Consider the following 18,606-nt stretch of genomic DNA (forward strand, 5'->3'; position numbering starts at 1 on the left):
AAAAAGCAGTCCCATTAAAGGGGCCCCTACAGCCAGTGCGGAAACTTCCGTGCTGGCTATTTTTATGCAGTCGCAACGCTCCTTCATGACTGAGGAGCTTTTCTATTCGTTAGATCAGCAACCGTAAGCCTTAGCAAAAAAGAAAATGCGCTTGCAGCCGTTTCTGCCAATGAACCCTCTTAATCATTCAAAGAAATAACCGATTATCCTTACTAAGGGTCGTCTACGGACGAGTCTTCATTGGATCGTGTGAAATTGGAAATGAAGGAGTGGCACAGTTGTGAAAAAAAGAAAAAAGACGATAGGAATTTATGTGATGATCACCTTGATGCTGGTTGCGGGGATCCCGATCATTGTCATGCTGACAAGTTCCTATTTAACCACCAAGAACTTATTGATTGAACGAAATGATTTGAACAAAGAAAGTGCCGTCAATTTGATCTTGGCGGAAGAAAAGAGTTTGCGCCGATCGACGGAAAGCAAATTGAAATCAATGGCTGAACTGCCAGCGATGAAAACAGAATTCAGCATGGGACGCATCCGTTCAGATCTTTCTTTAGCGATTGCTGGAAGCAACAGCTTCTTAGCGGTGACTTTTGGAACAGAAGATGATGAATATGTAACCTTCAATCCCTTACCAGATGATTATAAGCCTACGATTCGGCCATGGTACAAAGGGGCCGTAAAAGCCGAAGGAGAAGTGTATTGGACAGCACCTTATTTAGATACAGTGTCGAATCAATTTGTGACGTCGGCTTCGATCAGGGTCAAAAATTCCCATAATCAAGTGGGGGTTTTAAGCGTCGATGTTTCCTATGAAAGCATTCAAAACATCTTGTCTTCCTTTACCGTAGGGCGGACTGGGAATGTCACCTTAGTTTCAGAATCTGGGGTCATCGTGACCTCAAAAAATACCAAACAAATCGGTAAGAATATCAAAGAAGAAGAAGTGTTCCAAAAAATCAAAGAAGCTAAAAACCCGACAGGCATGGTTGGCTTAGGCGACTCGAATAAAGTCAACGATGTGTTGTATGACAAGTCTGCTGATTCCAATGTTTGGGCGTACTCCGAAGTCAAAGCTAGTGATCTAGACAAAGAGTTAGGAGCGTTAGTCCGCACCACCATTATCGTTACGATCTTGATGCTGCTCTTTGTAGGACTGGTTTCTTATGCCGCGATCAAAGTAGTCGCAGCGATCATCGATTGCTTCAATCGTTACTTTAGAAAAGTCGGTGAAGGCAAACTAGAGAAGATGAGCAAAACCAAAAGAGCCAAAGGCGAAAAATGGACATGGGATCAATTGGCACGCCGAGTTGTATATCCAGACAAAGCAGGCAATGAGATCCAGCAAATGGCGGACAATTACAATGTGATGATCGAAGGCACGGGTGCATTGATCCAAAAAGTACAAAAAGAAAGCAACAGTGTCGCAGGAATGTCGGATTCTTTATTAGAATTGTCAAAACAAACCAATATTGCGACAGAAGAAGTCTCTCAAACCATTACGGGTATTGCTGAAGTGACCGGTGCGCAAGCCCAAGAAACAGAATACAGCGTGTCCCAAATGCAAAATCTGTCGCAGGTCGTGAAAGAATTACGAGAAAATGTTGGCGGCATGAGCAGCAAGTCACAAGAATCTACGAAGATCAATCAAGAAAACTTAACGATCATGGATCAAGTCGATGACAGCTGGCGACAAGAGTTGGCACAGATGGAGCGTTTGATGTCGAACATGACGGGAATGAATGATAGTATCCAAAACATCAACTCGATCATTGGGGTCATCAACGATATTTCTTACCAAACCAACTTGCTAGCCTTGAATGCATCGATCGAAGCCGCAAGTGCAGGTGAGTCGGGCAAAGGCTTTGCCGTCGTGGCTGCTGAGATCCGTAAATTGGCGGAACAAAGCAAGGCTTCTACCAAAGAGATCGAAGCGATCATTGAAGAAATTCGTGAGCAGTCTAGTCAAATGGTCAAACAAACGTCGGCGTCTGTCAAAGGCGGCGTTCGCCAAACCAACTTGATCAAAGAAGCGATCTCGTCTTCAAAAGAAGTTTTCCAACGCAGCAGCTATATGATCGAAGGCATCCATCATATTGAAGCAGCCAGTGCCCGTATCGAAAACATTCAAAACAGTGTACTGGAAAACTTAGAAAACATTTCCGCATCAACGGAAGAAAATGCCGCTGGTACACAAGAAGTTTCCGCAAATGCAGAAGAAGTCTTGGCAACCATGGATGAATTTACCAACCATGTGGCCGATCTCAGAGACATTGCAGAAGAGTTGAAGCGATTGACCAATCGGTTTGAAGTGGAAAAATAAATGATTGACTAGCGAAAGCTGATCATCCCCCCATTCCCAATAAATTCGTTGGTAATGGGGGTTTTTTGATGTGTATGGTTAAATCAGAATTGTCCAACTGCAAAAAAAGAAGGTCAGTTAGGAAACCGTAGGGTGAGGCATGAAGCATCTGTTATAATGAGAAGAAGCAACCAATGGCTGTCGACTTTTGCCAAGCAGCAACATCAGACAGGTGAACTGTGATTGCTCATTAAGAAAGCGTACACTTTAAGTTGAGAAAAGGAGGGGTACGGTTGCTGAAGATTTTTGGAAAAGAATACCAATTGATTCATCTCGCCTCTTGGCTGATGCTAGTTATGGGTATCATCATTTTAGGCTTAAAAGGGTTGCTTTTTATGGTTTTTGAGATTCCTTTTATTGACCGTTCCACATTGGTGGGCATTGTCATCATTTGTTACGGTTACTACAATTTATTTATAGATAAAAAAAACGATCGCCTTTGAAAGGGGATCGTTTTTTTAATTGGAATAGGTTATTTATTGAGCAGCTGCCGTTTCAGTCCGCTGAATGATCATCTCCACGCGGCGGTTTTCCGAGCGGCCTTGGGGGGTGTTGTTATCGGCCTTCGGTTCGGTATCGGCAAAGGCTTGGATGGCAGCATTTTTTTCTAAAACAGCGCCTTTGCTGATGAAGTACTCCATAACGGTAATGGCCCGAGCGGAACTAAGATCCCAGTTAGATTGGTAGCGGCCATTGCCTTTTTCAGGTACGTTATCGGTATGCCCAGCGATCACGATTTTGTTGGCTTTTAATTTTTTCAGTGAGTCCGATAGCAGATCCAGTGACTGACGAGTGGTGTCCGTGATCTCGGCGCTGCCAGGGGCAAACAAGATACTGCTGGCAAGCGTGATATGCAAGCCATCGGATTCCAAGCGGACTTCTGTCTGCTCTTTTAAGCCAGAAGCTGCCAGCTCTTGTGACAGCTGGTCGCTGATTTTTTCTAGTTGCTGATTTTCCAGTTGGGTCCGAACCGCTGCTTCTTGCGCTTGTGCTTCGGCAGAAGTGGCGGCTTTTTTTCGCGGCGTGGTCTCGCCCATATCGATCACTGACCCAATCACAGATGAATTGCTGTGGTGGCTGGAAAGGATGGTGCCAAATTCGCTTTTGATTTCTTGGAACTTCTCATCATCGACTTTCGCCATGGCAAACATGACGATGAACAAAGCCAGCAGCAAGGTCAACATATCCGAGTAAGGCAAAAGCCACGCTTCGTCTACATGTTCTTCATGTTTCTTTTTTCGCTTCATGTCGCTTCACCCTTTATAATTGTTCTTGCCGTTTTTTCGGATCGATCAAGCTGTATAATTTTTTCTCAATGCTTTTCGGCGATTGCCCGGCTTGGATCGCTAAGACCCCTTCCACGATGATCGACATCATTTGGACCTCTTGCTCCGATTTCAAGGTCAGGCGTGAGCTAAAGGGAATGAACAGGACATAGCCGAAGAAAATACCATAAAGGGTCGCCACGAAGGCCGCCGAGATCATGTGCCCCAGTGCCTCTACATCCTCTAAATTACCTAGCGCCCCAATCAGCCCGATCACGGCTCCTAACACCCCTAAGGTCGGGGAACTCGTGCCGGCGGTTTTAAAAATAGCCGAGCCGATGCGATGCCGTTCTTCGATCCCATAGATCTCATTCTCCATGATTTCTTGGATCTGTTCGGCAGCGATGCCATCAACCACCATTTCCAAGCCCTTTTTTAAAAAAGGATCTTCTAAGTTTTGGATGGCACCTTCAAGAGATAACAAGCCATCGCGCCGGGCTTGGTTGGCTAATTCAACGATGGTATTGATGGTTGTTTTTAAGTCGTATTCTTTATTTTTCAGCAGAACGCCGAAGATCTTCGGGATTTTTTTGATATCACTGCTGGGAAATGAATTGATAACGGCTGCGATCACACCAACGAAAATGATGATCGCGGCTGCCGGATTGATCAAAACGGCCACATTGGCACCTTTTACAATCATCCCAACCACCACAGATATCAATCCTAAAATAATACCGATCAGCAAGAAAAAATCCATTTGTTGCGTCCTCCTAAATTCTATTTCCAGGTTTTAAACCCTCATTTATTTTATCGGTGAATTAAAATCATTCTTAATAGCAAAAAAAAATAATCCTAAAAATAACTAAAATAAATTTTCAGCTTTTTCTTTTTTTGTTGTTTTTTGGGCAAGTGGCGGCAAATTTTTGAAATGGTACAGCTTGCAATTTTTGTGAATATTTATAGATGGTACCGTTTTTTTTCGTGAAGCGTTTCTCAGGGTTTGTCATGTCATTCAGCACAAATGAAAATGTTTTAATCAATTTTTCGAATAATGCTTGTTTTTTTATCAAAAATCATCTTTTGATCAAAAAGCATAGATATGCTTGTAAAACGCTTTATATCGATCGTTTACTTTTTATAACTGGGACGAAATTGCGATGAAACAGTGTTTAACAAATAACATAACATGGTTGTAACTTAAATGTCATATCCGTAAAGTTGCAAAAATCAAATTGTAAAATAAAAATAATTCTACTATAATGACATCACGTCTTCTTGTTTTTTTAATCTATAACAAAAAAATAAATAAATATATTTGTTTCTGTTCCATCGCTGAAAAAAACGTTTGGTACAGAAGGTGGAAGGAGCAATTATTGTTGGATACCTATGATTTATTAAAAACAGCCATGAACGTTTCTGCCCAACGCGCAGAATTGATTTCGTCTAATATCGCCAATGTCAACACGGATGGGTACAAAGCAAAACGCATCGTGTTTGAAAGCGAATTAAAGCAGGCACTCGCTTCATCAGGGACGGACGCTGCAACCGAAGCGTCAGTTTCTCAAGTAAAACCGAAAATCACTGAAAATGCAACTACCAGCATCAAAGACAACGGCAATAACGTGGATCTTGAAGTGGAGATGTTGGATCAAGCAGCCAATGGGTTATATTACAGTGCATTAACCGCACAAGTCAACGGTCGCTTGCAAATGATGAACCTTGTATTGAGTAATTGATAGAAAGCGCAGGAAAAACAAATGGGTATGTTTAATGGACTAACGATCAACGCCAGCGGCCTAGCATTGGAACGGTTAAAACTAGATACGATCTCCAGCAATATCGCAAATGTAAATACGAATCAAACACAAACAACCGCGGCTTATCAAAAAAAGAGTATTCTTTTTTCAGAAAATTTAAAAAATAGTCGCGAAGGAACACCGGCTACATACGGTGTCAAAGTGACGGGGATCGCTGCCGATGAAACGGAAAAACTGACCTATGATCCTACGAATCCCGCTGCCAACGATGAGGGATATGTCGGTCAATCAAATGTGGATATTGCCGATGAAATGGTGGCAATGTTGCAAGCGGTTCGAACGTACGAAGCCAATGTTTCTGCTTCAGAAATGAATAAAACGATCTTGAAAAAAGCATTAGAAATATCAAAGGGGTAACGAGAAAATGGATGGACTTTTAACGACAGGATTAACGGACTACCAAAACGTTTTGCGGACACTAGGCACGGGGGCTGCTTCAAACGAGACCAGTGTTGCAGGCGCCGAGGAAAATCAGTTTTCTTCTTACTTGACCCATGCGGTCGATCAGTTGAATCAAAAAACGGCGGTCATGGATCAAGATACTGTAAATTTGATTACCGGCGATGAAAGCGATCTAGGGAATGTGATGATTCGCATGACGGAGGCGCAATTGGCGCTACAAACAGCCGTTCAAGTACGAAACAAGTGTTTAGAAGCTTACAATGACGTGAAAAATATGCAGTTTTAGCAGTGGGTGAGGGAATAAGGATAAATGATGGATAAAGTGAAAGAATGGACAGAACAACTCAAAGACCGTTGGCAAATGCAAAGCTCTTTAAAGAAAATGATCGTTGTTCTTTCCGTTATCAGCGTTCTCGGAATCACAGCAGCTGTGTATTATTTAAATACGCGAATTGAATACGGTATCTTGTTTACGGATCTAAGCGATGCCGATGCGGGAACGATCAGCAAGGATTTGGAGGAACAGCAGATCGCCTACAAATTAGCCGACAATGGGACGACTATTTTGATCGATAAAGACCAAGTCGATGAATACCGCATCAATCTTGCCGTGGACAATAAATTACCAAATACCAGTACAGGCTTTGAATTATTTGATGATGCCAACATGATGACAACCGACGAAGACCGCAAGATCATGTATCAGCGGGCAGTAACGGGCGAACTGCAACGAGCGATCGAGTCGATCGATGCGGTCAAATCCGCCAAAGTTTTACTCGTAATGCCAGAAGAAAGTGTCTTTTCTTCTGAGGAAAGTGCGCCAACTGCTTCTATCGTGTTGACCTTGAAAAATCAGCAGATTTCAGACGAGTCCGTGCAAGGGATCGTTACCTTGACTTCAGGGGCAGTGGAAAAGCTGAAGCCAGAAAATGTAAAAGTCGTTGATAGTGCGGGCAATACCTTGACGAGAACCGAAGATGAAGCCAGTCAATTAAGTGGCCTGAACAATAAATACATTGCCATCAAAGATTCCTACGAAAAAACGCTAGAAGAAAAAGTAGCGAAGCTGTTGACACCGATCTATGGCGCAGACAAATTCCAAGTGTCGATCAATTTAGACTTGAATTTTGACTCGATCGAGCGGAAGAAAGTCACTTATGATGACCCAGAGATCAAGAGTGAGACAGTGCAGGCTGCTGGTTCGCAAGGCACCGTCCAAGAAGCCCAAACAGGGACGGTGGATGACAATGTCTCCAATGTGACGGGTACGGATGGAGAGGGAAACAATTCCTATAGCCGTTCGGTGGAAAACGAATTGGATACCGAGACCACCACGACCATTACGGCCCCTGGCATGATCGAACGAATGACCAGCTCGATCGTGATCAATGCGAACCTTTCTCAAGCGGATCAAGCAGAATTGCAGCAGTTGATTGCTAGTGCCGTCGGCTATGACAATGACCGTGGTGATCAAATCGCGATCCAAGGATTTGACTTTGCCCAAGCAGAGGTTGATCCAGCCGTTGATCCGCAAGGGAATGAACCGATTGCAGCTGCCAAAGGTTATCTCAAGTATGCCATCATCGGCGGCATCGTGTTGACCTTGTTCTTAGTGATTTTAATGATCGTTGGCGTGATCCGACGTCGTCGTAAAGAAGACGAGCTGGAAGTCGATGTGACGGAGGAAATGGTCACTTTTGCACAACCGTCAGCAGTTAGCACTGGTACAAGTCCGTCAGTTGCACAAGAAGTCGTTTTTGGCGGTGTCGGCAATCGGTCTGCTGAAACGAAACCAGCGGTGCCAGAAGCATCCACACAAGAAGCCGCAGCAGAACATTCAGGAGAACCAACATTGGATCAAACGGCTAGAAATTATGCCGAAAGCAATCCTGAAGTAGCGGCGGAATTGATCAAAGCTTGGATGAAAGAAAAATAAGGGGGCAGCCATGGATACAATAGACGGGGTAAAAAAAGCAGCGATTCTTCTGATCTCTCTAGGATCAGATACCTCTGCAAAGATCATGAAGCTGCTGCCAGAATCATTTATACAAAAGGTGAGCTATGAGATCGCCAATATCGACTTTGTCAGTCCCGAAGAGCGGGATCAAGTGTTGGAGGAATTTTCTCATACCGCAACGGCTCGCAAATATGTCTTAGACGGCGGGATCGATTATGCCAAAAATTTGCTGAACCAAGCATTAGGCCCTCAAAAAGCCAAAGAAGTCATTGACGTATTGACTCAGATTCAGCTGCGGGAACGGCCCTTTAATATCGCTCGCAAAGCCGATGTTCAACAGTTGACCAATCTGTTGATCGGTGAACATCCGCAAACGGTAGCGTTGATTTTGTGCTACATGCAGCCGGACAAAGCGGCCAGCGTCTTGTCGCAGTTTCCCGATCATTTGCAAGTGGAGATCGCTGAACGGATCGGGACGATCTCCAGTACGTCGCCTTTGGTGATCGAACGGATCGAAAAAGTGATCGAGAACAAATTCTCGAATTACATTGAGAACGATACGGAAAATGTCGGTGGTGTGCATACTCTGGTTGAGATCTTGAACTCAGTCAGCCGCAGCACCGAAAAGAACATTTTGAACGACTTAGAAAAGCGGCAACCAGAACTCTCCAACGAAGTGAAATCCAGCTTGTTTACTTTCGAGGATATCGTGACCCTCGATCGCTTGGATGTTCAAAAAGTCTTACGAGATGTTCAAAACGATGTCTTAGTCTTAGCGCTTAAAGGCACGACCGATGACATCAAGAACTTTATTTTCTCCAACCTCTCATCACGGGCGGTGGAAAATCTGCAAGAAGAAATTCAATTTATGGGTCCTACCCGCTTATCTGCTGTAGAAGAAGCCCAACAAAGTGTGGTGGCTGTGATTCGACGGCTAGATGAAACCGGTGAGATCTACATCGGAAGGGGCGACCAAGATGCAGTGGTCAAATAGCAGTTTATTGAAGCAGCAGGCGGTCAAAACGACCGAAGCTGCGCGCAGTATTTTGACGGATACGACCATCAAAGCGCCGATTGAGAAACCAAGCTTAGACCCAGAACTGCAAGCGGCTAGACGTGCACGCCAGTTGGAGCAGGAACGGCATCTGCAGCAAATGGAAGCCTTGAAGCAGCAGATTTTGACCGATGCACAAGAACAAGCGGCGCAAATTCTAGCAGAAGCGAGAACGGAAGGCTTTCAAGCAGGACAAGCAGACGGCTTTCAACAAGGCTATCAAGAAGGACTCAATGCCAGCAAAGAAGCCGCGCAAGCATTGATGGCCCAAGCCCAAGCCAATGTCGCTGAAGCCGTTTCTGAGATCAACACCTTTCGCTCAGAGAAAAAGCAAGAAATGATCGCTTACGGCACGGCAATCGCTGAAGCCTTGATCAATCAACGTTTTACAGACGAGCAAGCAGGCTTCCTGCCTTTTGTGGAGTCTGTGCTATGGCAATTTGAACAACCCGATCAATTTGTGACTGTTCGCAGCCAAGAGCAGCATCTTGCAGGGTTGCGAGAATTGTTGGAAACCAAAAAGCAGACGATCAGCGGGTTTCGCTATTTACTCATGGCAGATGACAGCTTGGCGGAACACGATTTTTGTATCGAATCTGAAAATGCCTTGGTGGTTTTTGAACTGAGGAAAGAAATCGCTCGCTTTTTGAGCCAATTTCTAGAAAGCAGTGTGAAGGAATGACGTTTGAATTACCAATCACAGCGCTGCGCAAAACGGCGCAAGCACAGCCGTTTTTTACCACCTACGGCAAAGTCAGCGAAGTTGTAGGTCTGCTGATCAAAGTCGAAGGGCTGGCGGTTTTCATAGGGGAAATCTGTGAAGTCGCATTGCAAAACAAGACACATACAGCCTTAGCCGAAGTCGTAGGCTTTGTGAAAAAAACCGTGCTCCTGATGCCCCTTGATCAGCTAGAAGGCGTCGGACCGGGCTGTTTGGTGCGGCCAACTGGCAAATCATTGACGGTAAAAATCGATGATACGTTGCTAGGGCACACCTTAGATGGACTAGGGCGACCGTTAGATATGGCGCTGGAGCTGGAAAGTGCGCCAGAATATCCAGTTAGTCAAGATTCTCCTGACCCCTTTCGCCGTCAAAAAATCGCTGAGATAATGCCGACAGGTGTCCGGGCGATCGATGGTCTTTTGACCGTCGGCCTTGGCCAACGGATCGGCATTTTTGCCGGCAGCGGGGTCGGTAAGAGTACTTTATTGGGGATGTTGGCTCGTTATTGCGAAGCCGATGTCATCGTGATCGGCTTGATCGGCGAGCGGGGACGAGAAGTCAAAGAATTTATTGAAAATGATCTAGGCCCAGAAGGTTACCTCAAGTCGGTCGTTGTCTGTGCTACCTCCGATATGCCGCCTCTCGTACGATTAAAAGGGGCTCATGTGGCAACAGCGATCGCTGAGTATTACCGCGATCAAGGGAAGAAAGTCGTATTGATGATGGATTCGGTGACCCGTTTTGCGATGGCACAGCGGGAGATCGGTCTATCGACAGGCGAGCCGCCGACGACCAAAGGTTATACCCCTTCTGTGTTTACAGCTTTACCGAAGTTGTTAGAACGCAGTGGGATGTCGGACAAAGGCTCGATCACGGCCTTTTATACTGTCTTGGTAGAAGGGGATGACATGAATGAACCGATCGCTGATGCGGTGCGGGGAATTCTTGATGGACATATTCTGTTGTCCCGAAAAATCGCCGCTCAAAATCATTATCCTGCCATCGATATTCAAAACAGCCTCAGCCGCTTGATGAAGACCCTTGTTTCTGAGGAACAGCATAAACATGCGGGGGAACTAAAAGAAAACATGGCCGTTTATGCAGAGGCCAAGGATTTGATCGATATCGGTGCCTACAAAAGCGGCAGCAATGCGTTGACCGACCAAGCGATCGCGTTGCATCACCCCATCCTACGGTTTTTACAGCAAAAAGTGGATGAGCGGATCCCATTTGAACAAACGATTTTTGAACTGGCGCATTTGTTCAGTGAAGAAGCGCTGATCGAGCGCCAGCGTTCGACCATGTAAAACAGATCATAAAGGAGCAGCTATGCAAGCATTTCACTTTTCCTTAGAAAAAGTATTGGATCACCGAAAAACCATTGAGCAAGAAGCCAAACGCGCTTACGCCCAAAAACAACAATTGTTGATTCAGCAAGAACAGCACCTGAATACGCTGACACAGGAAAAAGCCCAGCTTTTTGATGTCAATGAGATGACCATTGGGCGGATGCAAGTGCAGCAACGCTATTTGCTTGCGTTGAATGCCACCATCGATGAGGTTCAGAACAAAATGTTTCACGTGAAGCAAGAATTGGCAGAGTCTTTATCGGTGGTGGTAGAAGCGCAGCAGGAACGCAAGATCGTGGAAAAGCTGCGAGAAAAACAATTCGCTGAATACACCTATGAACAGCAATTGGAAGAGCAAAAACAATTGGATGAGTTCGGCAATCGCGCCTTATTTTCTTAAAGCACTAATGGTTTTAGTGATGAGACGACCTTGGTTTCAAAGCATCAGCTGAGAGGAGGTGAACAATGAAAGAGATCACAACAAGTGCCGCAACTGCTGTACCTGCCGGTAGCAAATCAAAAAAGACGGAGGCGTCACCAGAAGTCTTCAGTTTGCTGATGCAACAGCTGACGGAACAGAGCGCAAGCAACCTGTCAGCATCCTTCGAACCATCTGGTATGTCGGAGCAAACCGCCGCCGCACCAGAAATGGGGGTTGCCAGCAGTATGGAACATCTGCCGCAGGAGCCAGAAATCACTCCAGCAGTCGAACAACCCGCAACGACACAAGCGCCAGGAATGAGCCAGATCAGCCAGGCACCTTTTGCAGGCTTGGTTCAAGAAACGCCACAGGCATCAATGGCAACGACGGAGCAGAACCAAACGAGCGCCACAGCAGCTTCTCCCGACAGTGTTTCAGCAGCTTTTCCAGCACCAATAGACGTAGCCACCACAGTCATCAACCCCTCCGAGCCTGCGCTTGAAGGTCTAGCTTTGATGACAAATGACAGAAGTGAAGCCGCAGCAACAACGCTTGAAACACCTTTGCCAGAAGACTTAGTAGGCGAGGAGCAGACCACGGCAAAAGGAATCGCTCCTTTCAAGGAAATCAAGGAAGTCGATTCAGTAACACAAGCCGCGATTGCGCAAACGACAGAAGCACAGCTGAAACAGTCCACCGAAGGGACCGCGCAATTGGGCCAAACGGGACCATTAAATCAAGTGTCGCCAGTGACCAAACAAGCGACGGATACGACTAGCACCTTGCAACGCACGAATGAAACAGTCGCCAAAAAAGCGGAAGCTGTTTCTGCACAAGCCATTGCTTCTTCAGCAGCAACCGACAATGAAATAGCGGCACCAGCACTGCAGCTGCTTGATGTTTCTCCCCTTTTGACCAAGCAAGGACCAACGCCAACAAAAGCGAATATGGAACAAGCGGTCCTGCCCTTAGCAAAAGCGACTGCCCAACTCGTCCAAACGAGCAGCACGGCAAGCGAGAAAAAAATCACGCTGCAATTCGTTCCCGAAAAATTAGGCACGATCCAGCTTTCCCTAGAAACGAATGCCCAAGGCAGCCGCTTAGAACTGACCGTTCAGCAGCCGCAAGCCAAAGAATTATTGCTGTCCATCAAGCATGAGCTAGAGCAAGTTTTGCAAAAGCAAGAGCAGCCGATCCTAGCGATCAAAGAACCTACGTTAGCTTCTGTCCAGCAGGCTAGTCCGCTGGCAAATCAATCCTTTGCCGGCAGTATGATGGCAAGTGACAGTCAGTTAAGCCAACAGCGGTTTTTACAGGCTCAAAAAGGACAAAGCAAAAAGCCGTTTCATCAAAGCAATACGGCTGAAGAAGAGCCGCAATTAGCACCGATCGATCATGCGATCAGTATTTTAGTGTAAAGGAGGAGACCTATGGCAGATGAAATTACAGCAGCTGCGGCCGGTATTGCCAATACATCGGCATTAACGCAAACAAAAAAATCTTCAGATATCTCCATGGATGATTTTTTGAAGATCTTAGCCGCATCTATGAGCAACCCATCGATGGGAGGCAGCGATTCTTCTGGTGGTGGTAGCACCGACTATATCTCGCAACTGGTTCAATTTACGACCTTAGAGAGCTTGAATGAATTGAGCGAAACATTGACGACCTCGGTGATTTTACAGCAACAGCAGCAAGCTTTTAGCTTGATCAATAAACAAGTCACTCTGATGGACGGCACAGAAACATTGTCAGGAACCATCGAAAAAGTCCGCTTTGCCAATGGCTACGCCACGATCGTCGTAAATGGCAAAGAATACAGTATGAGTGCGATCCAAGAGATTGGCGGCGAAGCAAAATGAGTTTGACGATTCAACAGGGGCTGCAAAAAGTTGCCGGGGAGCCTTATCAACATCCCCGCAAAGGCGTGGACAAACAAGCCTTTTCTGCAATGCTTGAACAAAAACAAAGCGACATCAAAGTCTCGCATCATGCGCAAAAGCGTTTGACCGCAAGAGAATTGACCTTACAAGACGATGATTATCAATCCCTTTCAACGGCGCTTAGTGAGCTCGCGGAAAAAGGCAGCAAAGAATCACTGCTTGTTTACAAAGATATGGGCTTGATCGCCGATGTCCATTCACGAACCATCATTACGGCGATGGGGATGAATGAGCTTCACACCGTCACCAATATTGACAGCGCCACATTTATCAAATAGCAGCTGGACTGAAAAGGGGCTGCAAGTATTTTCTGAATGACAGAGGAAAATACGCCAACCATAAGGAGGAAAACAAGCATGTTACGATCATTATATTCAGGTGTTAGTGGAATGAAAAATCTTCAAACGAAAATGGACGTGGTTTCCAATAATATCGCCAACGTCAATACGGTTGGATTCAAATCAAGTCGAGTACTTTTCCAAGACATGATGAGCCAAACGATGTCTAACGCAACTGCGCCAGGCAACGGCTTAGGCGGGATCAACGCAACGCAGATCGGTTTAGGGGTTCAGACGGGCTCCATCGATACTATCAATACAGTCGGTGCCCCGCAATCGACAGGTCGCAGCATGGATTTTTATATCAGCGGACAGGGCTACTTTATGGTACAAGGACCAGGAGCAAATGGCGAAACCTATTACACACGAGATGGCGCATTCGTGCGCGACAGCAACGGAACCTTGACCAATAGTGATGGGATGCAAGTCTTAGGTCGTTCAGTCAATGGCGGTCAACCAGTTGTCTATGATGACAACTTTGATGAAAACACGGCATTGAGCGGACAAGATGCGGTATCTCCCTTGTCGATCCCAAGCACACTGACCGTCAATGGGGAAACCTTGACCTATAACTCCATGGCGATCGATGCCAATGGCTTAGTGTTGGCAAAATACGGCAATCAAACCTTTGTGATGGGAAAAGTCGGTGTCGCAACCTTCAATAACCCAGAAGGCTTAGAAAAAGTCGGCGGCAACAACTATATCCAAACCAGCAACTCAGGGAATCCGATCGTTGCAGGACCTGGCAACAATGGCGCAGGAACGCTGCAAGCAGGTGCATTGGAAATGTCCAATGTCGATCTTTCGACAGAATTTACCGAAATGATCATTGCGAGCCGTGCCTATCAAGCAAATTCAAGAAGTATTACGACTTCTGATGAAATGCTGCAAGAATTATTGAATCTAAAACGTTAAGAACGTGACGCTTCATCATTGAGAGGAGTTTGACCATGATTCTAGTGACAGCATTGAATGGCAAGCCATTCTATTTAAATCCAACATTGATTTATCGGATCGAAGAAATGCCGGATACATTGATCACACTGACAGACGGCAAAACATTAGTGGTGACGGAAGCTGCGCAAGAAGTTGCGCAGCGGGTGATCGAGTATCATACGGTGATCCATTCGAACCAAGTGAAAACGTAAGGGTGGGAAAGATGGCAAAAGAAGAAAAAGCACCAAAAGCAGAAAAAGAGAAAAAAGGCTTGAGTATGGTTGTTTTACTGCCGATCCTCTTGATCGTGGTAGTCGGCGGCAGTATCGGCGGGACCTTAGTGACGAATCACTTTTTGACGGGGGAAAAAACAGCAGCTGCTGAAACAGCAAAAGACAGCAGCAAAATCTCCTCAGACGAAGCGATCGTGGCATTGGATGAATTTTTAGTCAATCTGGCCAAAGAAGACAACCAAGAGCAGCAATACATGAAGGTCAATTTATCGATTTTAGTGGCGGATGAGGAAAAAAGCGCGGAAGCCACGAAAAATGTGGCCGTCATTCGTGACAGCGTCGTAAATTTATTGCGCCAACAAAAGGCCAGCGGTATTTTGAGCTCCGCCGAAAGTGTACCGAATTTAAAAAAAGCATTGAAAGAAACAATTAATCAGGAATACGGATCAGAAATCGCCAAGGATGTTTATGTGACGGATTTAGTGATCCAATAGAAAGAGGCATGTTGATGGAAACATTTTTATCGCTGGTCAAAATGATTGGGTTTTTGCTGCTTATTCTTTATTTGATCAACATCAGTTTGAAATATTTGAATCGTTACACGAACCAGCACAATCACCAGCTGCGTATTTTGCAAAAAATCGCCGTCAGCAAGTCGTCTTCGATCGGGATCGTCCAAATCATGGACAAATGTTATGTCATGAGCTTTTCTGAACAGCAAAACCAAATCATCAAAGAGTTGACGCCAGAAGAAACGGCCACTTTTTTACAGCAAAGCCTAGAAAGCACCCAAGTGCAAGCTGGTAAAGACTTTTCTGAATGGCTCAACAAAGCCAAGGCGGAAATTGCTGGAAAACGAGGCAAGCAAAAATGAAGATCAAAGGCAGAGATATCAAGATCATGGCTGCGGTCCTTTTCAGCAGTCTGATGCTTCCGCAGACGGCATTTGCGCTAGACACGGAAGACGTCAGTTCCACCATCAACAATTTATTGTCGAATGGGAATGGCTCAAGTGATACGATCAATACTTTCTTGTTGCTGACGCTGCTTTCCCTTTTACCAGTCTTGCTGATCATGATGACTTCTTTTACTCGTATCATCATGGTTTTATCCTTTGTGCGCAGTTCGTTAGGTACACAGCAAAACCCGCCCAATCAAGTGTTGATCGGGTTGGCCTTATTCTTGACATTTTTTATTATGAAACCTGTGTATACCGACGTCTACCAGCAAGCGATTGAACCGTTTGATCGACAAGAGATCAGCCAAGCCGAAGCCTTTGACCGCTCAGAAAAACGGATCAAGGCCTTTATGATGGTACAGACACGGGAAAAAGACATTGCCTTGTTTGCGGAAGCTGATGGGGAGACCGAAAAGTATCATTCTTCTGACGATGTTCCTCTGACCGTTATGGTACCGGCGTTTATTATCAGTGAGTTACGAACGGCTTTCAGTATCGGCTTTTTGATTTTTATCCCCTTTTTGATCATTGATCTGGTCGTCTCCAGTATCTTGATGTCGATGGGGATGATGATGCTGTCGCCGATCATGATCTCACTGCCCTTCAAGATCTTACTATTTGTTTTAGTGGATGGCTGGTATCTGATCGTGGAGTCGCTGATCAAGAGCTTTCAATAGCCGCTAAGAAAGGAGCCAAGAGGAAATGACAGTAGAAATGGTACTTGATGTGCTAAGGGAAGCCTTTCTTCGAATTTTAGCGATATCTGGCCCTGCCTTATTAGTCGGCATGCTCGTTGGATTGGTGATCAGTATTTTTCAAGCCACTACCCAAATCCAAGAACAAACGTTGAGCTTTGTGCCGAAACTATTAGCGATTTTTTTGACCTTGATCTTGGCGGGGAATTTTATGCTGAATCTCTTGTTGAATTTTACCAAAATGATCTTCAAGATGATTGCGGCAATGTAAGGAGGAAACCTGATGGCGCCGATTCAAGCGACGGTGTTGATTTTTTGTCGAATATTGGCGTTTGTCGTCCTTTGTCCGATCTTCTCACAGCAAAATTTTCCGTCACTGGCAAAAATCGTGATCGGCATGGCGTTGACGGTCCTATGTCTGCCGACGGCACCTGCGATTCCCGAGCTTTCCCTCTTTATGCTGACGGTTTTCGTCATCAAGGAAGTACTGTTTGGGATGGCGATGGGCTATTTGAGTCAGCTGGTCTTTACTGGTGTGGAAATTGCGGGTCAACTGATCGACTTTCAAGTAGGCTTTTCGATGGCGCAAGCCTATGATCCGACGTTGCAAATCGCCTCTTCCCAGTATGGCAAAACGTACTATTGGCTGACGATCGCTGTGTTTTTTGGACTTGATCTGCATCATCGACTGATCACAGCATTGCTGTTGTCTTTTCGGATCGTGCCCTTAGGCTCTGTGGTGATCCAAGGAACGACGGTTGAAGGCATCGTCAAACTTTTCAGCCAAATGATGGTGATGGCAGTCAATCTTGCGGCACCAATGATCATTGCGCTGCTGTTGGTGGACCTGGTGCTAGGTGTGATTTCTCGGTCGATTCCCCAGATCAATATTTTGATGATGAGTCTTTCGATGAAAACCGCCATCAGTTTTGTGGTGTTTCTCTTGCTACTACCCAATGTTCTTTCGTACTTAGGCAAACACTTGCCAGATACGGTCCGCTATTTGCAGGAGTTTATCGAGTCCTTTCAATAAAGTAACAGGTAGCCAGCAGGAGGTGAGAAGATGGCAGAAAAAGATGGCAAAACCGAACTACCTAGTGCCAAGCGGCTGCGGGATGCCCGCAAACGCGGGGAGGTCCCTAAGACCCAGGAATTAGCAGCAGCTGTTTCGCTATTGGTCTTCTCGTTTTTGATCCTGTCTTTATGGCAGTTTTTCGCAGCTTCTTTTTTGCCTTATTTTTCCCGAAGTTTGGCGCAGCTGGCTGATTATCAAACCAGTTTGGCGGATCTGCCGAAACTGGGGGTGCAGAGTATCTTGCTGCTGCTTTTGTTGTGTGCGCCCGTCTTTCTGGTCGCGCTCGGAGTCGGGCTTATCACGAATTATGCCCAAGTTGGTCTGTTGTTTTCTGGCAAGGCCGTCAAACCAGACTTTAAAAAGCTGAACCCCATCAGCGGGATCAAGCAGCAATTCAGTTTGCGCTCGTTGATGAATTTAGGCAAAACATTGGCGAAATTCGGCGTGATCGTCTACTTGTGCTACCAACAATTTTTAGCCGCCGTCCCTGTTTTACTGGGTTTGAGTGAAGTGGGGTTGGAAAAAACGATCCTGTTCATGCTGCTGCGGGCCAAAGAATTGTTTTTACAGATCTCGATTTTCTTGATCGTTTTGGCCGTAGTCGACTACGGCTACCAACGCTATAGCCATCGTAAGAACTTGATGATGAGCAAGCAGGAAGTCAAAGAAGAGTTCAAGCAAATGGAAGGTGATCCGCAAGTCAAAGCACAGCGCAAAGCGAAGTACCGTGCGATGACCCAAAATGCCATCGCCAACGTCAAAGAAGCGACGGTTTTGATCACCAATCCGACCCATTTCGCCATTGCGATTCGTTACGATGCCAGTAGTGAAGGGGTGCCGCGGGTCCTGGCCAAAGGGGCAGATCAGCTGGCGCAGCGGATGAAAGCAGAAGCACTGAAAGAAAATATTCCACAGATCGAAAACCGTGAAGTGGCACGAGCCCTTTATCGCCAAGTAGAACCCGGGGATCTGATCCCGGTTGAGATGTATGAAGCCATTGCCGAAATCATCGCTTTGGTCTATCAGTTAGAAGAAAGCCAACGCGGCAAGATTTAAGGAAACAGGAGGAAC

General features: G+C 45.7%; 23 protein-coding genes. 21 read left to right on the forward strand and 2 right to left on the reverse strand.

The annotated features are described in order from the left end of the window. The first annotated feature begins 280 nt into the window (after window positions 1–280). The gene (locus tag IGI96_RS07950; RefSeq protein ID WP_005226571.1) at window positions 281–2,326 is read left to right on the forward strand and encodes a methyl-accepting chemotaxis protein; all 2,046 of its coding nucleotides are present in this window, start codon (window positions 281–283) and stop codon (window positions 2,324–2,326) included. Between the two features lie 272 nt (window positions 2,327–2,598). Beyond that, entirely contained in the window at window positions 2,599–2,808 is a 210-nt protein-coding gene (locus IGI96_RS07955; RefSeq protein WP_086338881.1) for a hypothetical protein, read from the forward strand. A gap of 33 nt (window positions 2,809–2,841) precedes the next feature. Here the strand turns inward: IGI96_RS07955 and IGI96_RS07960 are convergent, their stop codons facing one another. Both IGI96_RS07960 and motA read right to left on the reverse strand, forming a co-directional pair. Beyond that, window positions 2,842–3,612 carry an OmpA/MotB family protein gene (locus IGI96_RS07960; RefSeq protein ID WP_086338882.1) on the reverse strand — a complete coding sequence of 257 codons (771 nt, stop codon included), beginning with the start codon at window positions 3,610–3,612 and terminating at the stop codon, window positions 2,842–2,844. Window positions 3,613–3,625: 13 nt separating this feature from the next. After that, window positions 3,626–4,390 carry a flagellar motor stator protein MotA gene (gene motA, locus IGI96_RS07965; RefSeq protein ID WP_005232810.1) on the reverse strand — a complete coding sequence of 255 codons (765 nt, stop codon included), beginning with the start codon at window positions 4,388–4,390 and terminating at the stop codon, window positions 3,626–3,628. Between the two features lie 619 nt (window positions 4,391–5,009). On the opposite strand from motA, the gene flgB reads away from it, so the two are divergent. The 19 genes from flgB to IGI96_RS08060 all read left to right on the forward strand — a co-directional run bounded on the left by flgB (window position 5,010) and on the right by IGI96_RS08060 (window position 18,591). Then, window positions 5,010–5,369 (forward strand): flagellar basal body rod protein FlgB, encoded by a 360-nt coding sequence (gene flgB, locus IGI96_RS07970; protein WP_017144455.1) that lies wholly within the window; start codon window positions 5,010–5,012, stop codon window positions 5,367–5,369. 21 nt (window positions 5,370–5,390) lie between these two features. Then, window positions 5,391–5,807: a flagellar basal body rod protein FlgC gene (flgC, locus tag IGI96_RS07975; RefSeq protein WP_003129038.1), complete on the forward strand. Its 417-nt coding sequence runs from the start codon at window positions 5,391–5,393 to the stop codon at window positions 5,805–5,807. 7 nt (window positions 5,808–5,814) lie between these two features. After that, window positions 5,815–6,138: a flagellar hook-basal body complex protein FliE gene (gene fliE / locus IGI96_RS07980; protein WP_016608997.1), complete on the forward strand. Its 324-nt coding sequence runs from the start codon at window positions 5,815–5,817 to the stop codon at window positions 6,136–6,138. A 27-nt stretch (window positions 6,139–6,165) separates the two neighbouring features. Further along, entirely contained in the window at window positions 6,166–7,788 is a 1,623-nt protein-coding gene (fliF, locus tag IGI96_RS07985) for a flagellar basal-body MS-ring/collar protein FliF (RefSeq protein WP_176324010.1), read from the forward strand. A 10-nt stretch (window positions 7,789–7,798) separates the two neighbouring features. Next, on the forward strand, window positions 7,799–8,803 hold the full coding sequence (fliG, locus tag IGI96_RS07990) for a flagellar motor switch protein FliG (RefSeq protein ID WP_005226586.1): 1,005 nt from the start codon (window positions 7,799–7,801) through the stop codon (window positions 8,801–8,803). Beyond that, entirely contained in the window at window positions 8,787–9,545 is a 759-nt protein-coding gene (locus IGI96_RS07995; RefSeq protein ID WP_086338884.1) for a hypothetical protein, read from the forward strand. The genes fliG and IGI96_RS07995 overlap by 17 nt, the downstream gene beginning before the upstream one ends. Further along, window positions 9,542–10,894, forward strand: coding sequence for a flagellar protein export ATPase FliI (fliI, locus tag IGI96_RS08000; protein ID WP_438784993.1), 1,353 nt, complete (start codon window positions 9,542–9,544; stop codon window positions 10,892–10,894). The genes IGI96_RS07995 and fliI overlap by 4 nt, the downstream gene beginning before the upstream one ends. 22 nt (window positions 10,895–10,916) lie before the next feature. After that, a complete protein-coding gene (fliJ, locus tag IGI96_RS08005; protein ID WP_005226592.1) occupies window positions 10,917–11,336 on the forward strand; it encodes a flagellar export protein FliJ in 420 nt (139 codons plus the stop codon). Window positions 11,337–11,401: 65 nt separating this feature from the next. Beyond that, window positions 11,402–12,775: a flagellar hook-length control protein FliK gene (locus IGI96_RS08010; protein WP_086338885.1), complete on the forward strand. Its 1,374-nt coding sequence runs from the start codon at window positions 11,402–11,404 to the stop codon at window positions 12,773–12,775. A 12-nt stretch (window positions 12,776–12,787) separates the two neighbouring features. After that, complete coding sequence (locus tag IGI96_RS08015) at window positions 12,788–13,219, forward strand: flagellar hook capping FlgD N-terminal domain-containing protein (protein WP_003129052.1); 432 nt, start codon at window positions 12,788–12,790, stop codon at window positions 13,217–13,219. Beyond that, window positions 13,216–13,578: a flagellar protein gene (locus IGI96_RS08020; RefSeq protein WP_015508733.1), complete on the forward strand. Its 363-nt coding sequence runs from the start codon at window positions 13,216–13,218 to the stop codon at window positions 13,576–13,578. The genes IGI96_RS08015 and IGI96_RS08020 overlap by 4 nt, the downstream gene beginning before the upstream one ends. A 78-nt stretch (window positions 13,579–13,656) precedes the next feature. Next, window positions 13,657–14,553 carry a flagellar hook-basal body complex protein gene (locus IGI96_RS08025; RefSeq protein WP_010748537.1) on the forward strand — a complete coding sequence of 299 codons (897 nt, stop codon included), beginning with the start codon at window positions 13,657–13,659 and terminating at the stop codon, window positions 14,551–14,553. A gap of 35 nt (window positions 14,554–14,588) precedes the next feature. Next, on the forward strand, window positions 14,589–14,786 hold the full coding sequence (locus IGI96_RS08030) for a flagellar FlbD family protein (RefSeq protein ID WP_005226609.1): 198 nt from the start codon (window positions 14,589–14,591) through the stop codon (window positions 14,784–14,786). Window positions 14,787–14,797: 11 nt separating this feature from the next. After that, window positions 14,798–15,301: a flagellar basal body-associated FliL family protein gene (locus IGI96_RS08035; RefSeq protein WP_005472968.1), complete on the forward strand. Its 504-nt coding sequence runs from the start codon at window positions 14,798–14,800 to the stop codon at window positions 15,299–15,301. A 14-nt stretch (window positions 15,302–15,315) separates the two neighbouring features. Next, window positions 15,316–15,681, forward strand: coding sequence for a flagellar biosynthetic protein FliO (locus tag IGI96_RS08040; RefSeq protein ID WP_015508734.1), 366 nt, complete (start codon window positions 15,316–15,318; stop codon window positions 15,679–15,681). Continuing rightward, the gene (gene fliP, locus IGI96_RS08045; protein ID WP_005232783.1) at window positions 15,678–16,442 is read left to right on the forward strand and encodes a flagellar type III secretion system pore protein FliP; all 765 of its coding nucleotides are present in this window, start codon (window positions 15,678–15,680) and stop codon (window positions 16,440–16,442) included. The genes IGI96_RS08040 and fliP overlap by 4 nt, the downstream gene beginning before the upstream one ends. Before the next feature lie 25 nt (window positions 16,443–16,467). Then, window positions 16,468–16,731, forward strand: coding sequence for a flagellar biosynthesis protein FliQ (fliQ, locus tag IGI96_RS08050; protein WP_005226613.1), 264 nt, complete (start codon window positions 16,468–16,470; stop codon window positions 16,729–16,731). 12 nt (window positions 16,732–16,743) lie between these two features. Beyond that, window positions 16,744–17,493 carry a flagellar biosynthetic protein FliR gene (gene fliR, locus IGI96_RS08055; RefSeq protein WP_005232781.1) on the forward strand — a complete coding sequence of 250 codons (750 nt, stop codon included), beginning with the start codon at window positions 16,744–16,746 and terminating at the stop codon, window positions 17,491–17,493. A 30-nt stretch (window positions 17,494–17,523) separates the two neighbouring features. Beyond that, a complete protein-coding gene (locus IGI96_RS08060; RefSeq protein WP_016609019.1) occupies window positions 17,524–18,591 on the forward strand; it encodes an EscU/YscU/HrcU family type III secretion system export apparatus switch protein in 1,068 nt (355 codons plus the stop codon). The last annotated feature ends 15 nt before the right edge of the window (window positions 18,592–18,606 follow it).

Source organism: Enterococcus sp. DIV0421, from assembly GCF_051713745.1.
GTDB classification, from domain to species: Bacteria; Bacillota; Bacilli; order Lactobacillales; family Enterococcaceae; genus Enterococcus_D; species Enterococcus_D casseliflavus.

Excerpts from the sequence above, each read along its gene's own strand:
- fliE (WP_016608997.1), top strand. The coding sequence starts at position 5,815 with ATGGATGGACTTTTAACGACAGGATTAACGGACTACCAAAACGTTTTG.
- IGI96_RS08035 (WP_005472968.1), top strand. The coding sequence starts at position 14,798 with ATGGCAAAAGAAGAAAAAGCACCAAAAGCAGAAAAAGAGAAAAAAGGC.
- fliQ (WP_005226613.1), top strand. The coding sequence starts at position 16,468 with ATGACAGTAGAAATGGTACTTGATGTGCTAAGGGAAGCCTTTCTTCGA.
- IGI96_RS07995 (WP_086338884.1), top strand. The coding sequence starts at position 8,787 with ATGCAGTGGTCAAATAGCAGTTTATTGAAGCAGCAGGCGGTCAAAACG.
- IGI96_RS07960 (WP_086338882.1), bottom strand. The coding sequence starts at position 3,612 with ATGAAGCGAAAAAAGAAACATGAAGAACATGTAGACGAAGCGTGGCTT.
- fliJ (WP_005226592.1), top strand. The coding sequence starts at position 10,917 with ATGCAAGCATTTCACTTTTCCTTAGAAAAAGTATTGGATCACCGAAAA.
- IGI96_RS08040 (WP_015508734.1), top strand. The coding sequence starts at position 15,316 with ATGGAAACATTTTTATCGCTGGTCAAAATGATTGGGTTTTTGCTGCTT.
- fliR (WP_005232781.1), top strand. The coding sequence starts at position 16,744 with ATGGCGCCGATTCAAGCGACGGTGTTGATTTTTTGTCGAATATTGGCG.
- IGI96_RS08030 (WP_005226609.1), top strand. The coding sequence starts at position 14,589 with ATGATTCTAGTGACAGCATTGAATGGCAAGCCATTCTATTTAAATCCA.
- fliG (WP_005226586.1), top strand. The coding sequence starts at position 7,799 with ATGGATACAATAGACGGGGTAAAAAAAGCAGCGATTCTTCTGATCTCT.
- fliI (WP_438784993.1), top strand. The coding sequence starts at position 9,542 with ATGACGTTTGAATTACCAATCACAGCGCTGCGCAAAACGGCGCAAGCA.
- IGI96_RS08015 (WP_003129052.1), top strand. The coding sequence starts at position 12,788 with ATGGCAGATGAAATTACAGCAGCTGCGGCCGGTATTGCCAATACATCG.
- IGI96_RS08020 (WP_015508733.1), top strand. The coding sequence starts at position 13,216 with ATGAGTTTGACGATTCAACAGGGGCTGCAAAAAGTTGCCGGGGAGCCT.
- motA (WP_005232810.1), bottom strand. The coding sequence starts at position 4,390 with ATGGATTTTTTCTTGCTGATCGGTATTATTTTAGGATTGATATCTGTG.
- IGI96_RS08025 (WP_010748537.1), top strand. The coding sequence starts at position 13,657 with ATGTTACGATCATTATATTCAGGTGTTAGTGGAATGAAAAATCTTCAA.
- IGI96_RS08010 (WP_086338885.1), top strand. The coding sequence starts at position 11,402 with ATGAAAGAGATCACAACAAGTGCCGCAACTGCTGTACCTGCCGGTAGC.
- flgC (WP_003129038.1), top strand. The coding sequence starts at position 5,391 with ATGGGTATGTTTAATGGACTAACGATCAACGCCAGCGGCCTAGCATTG.
- IGI96_RS08060 (WP_016609019.1), top strand. The coding sequence starts at position 17,524 with ATGGCAGAAAAAGATGGCAAAACCGAACTACCTAGTGCCAAGCGGCTG.
- fliP (WP_005232783.1), top strand. The coding sequence starts at position 15,678 with ATGAAGATCAAAGGCAGAGATATCAAGATCATGGCTGCGGTCCTTTTC.
- fliF (WP_176324010.1), top strand. The coding sequence starts at position 6,166 with ATGGATAAAGTGAAAGAATGGACAGAACAACTCAAAGACCGTTGGCAA.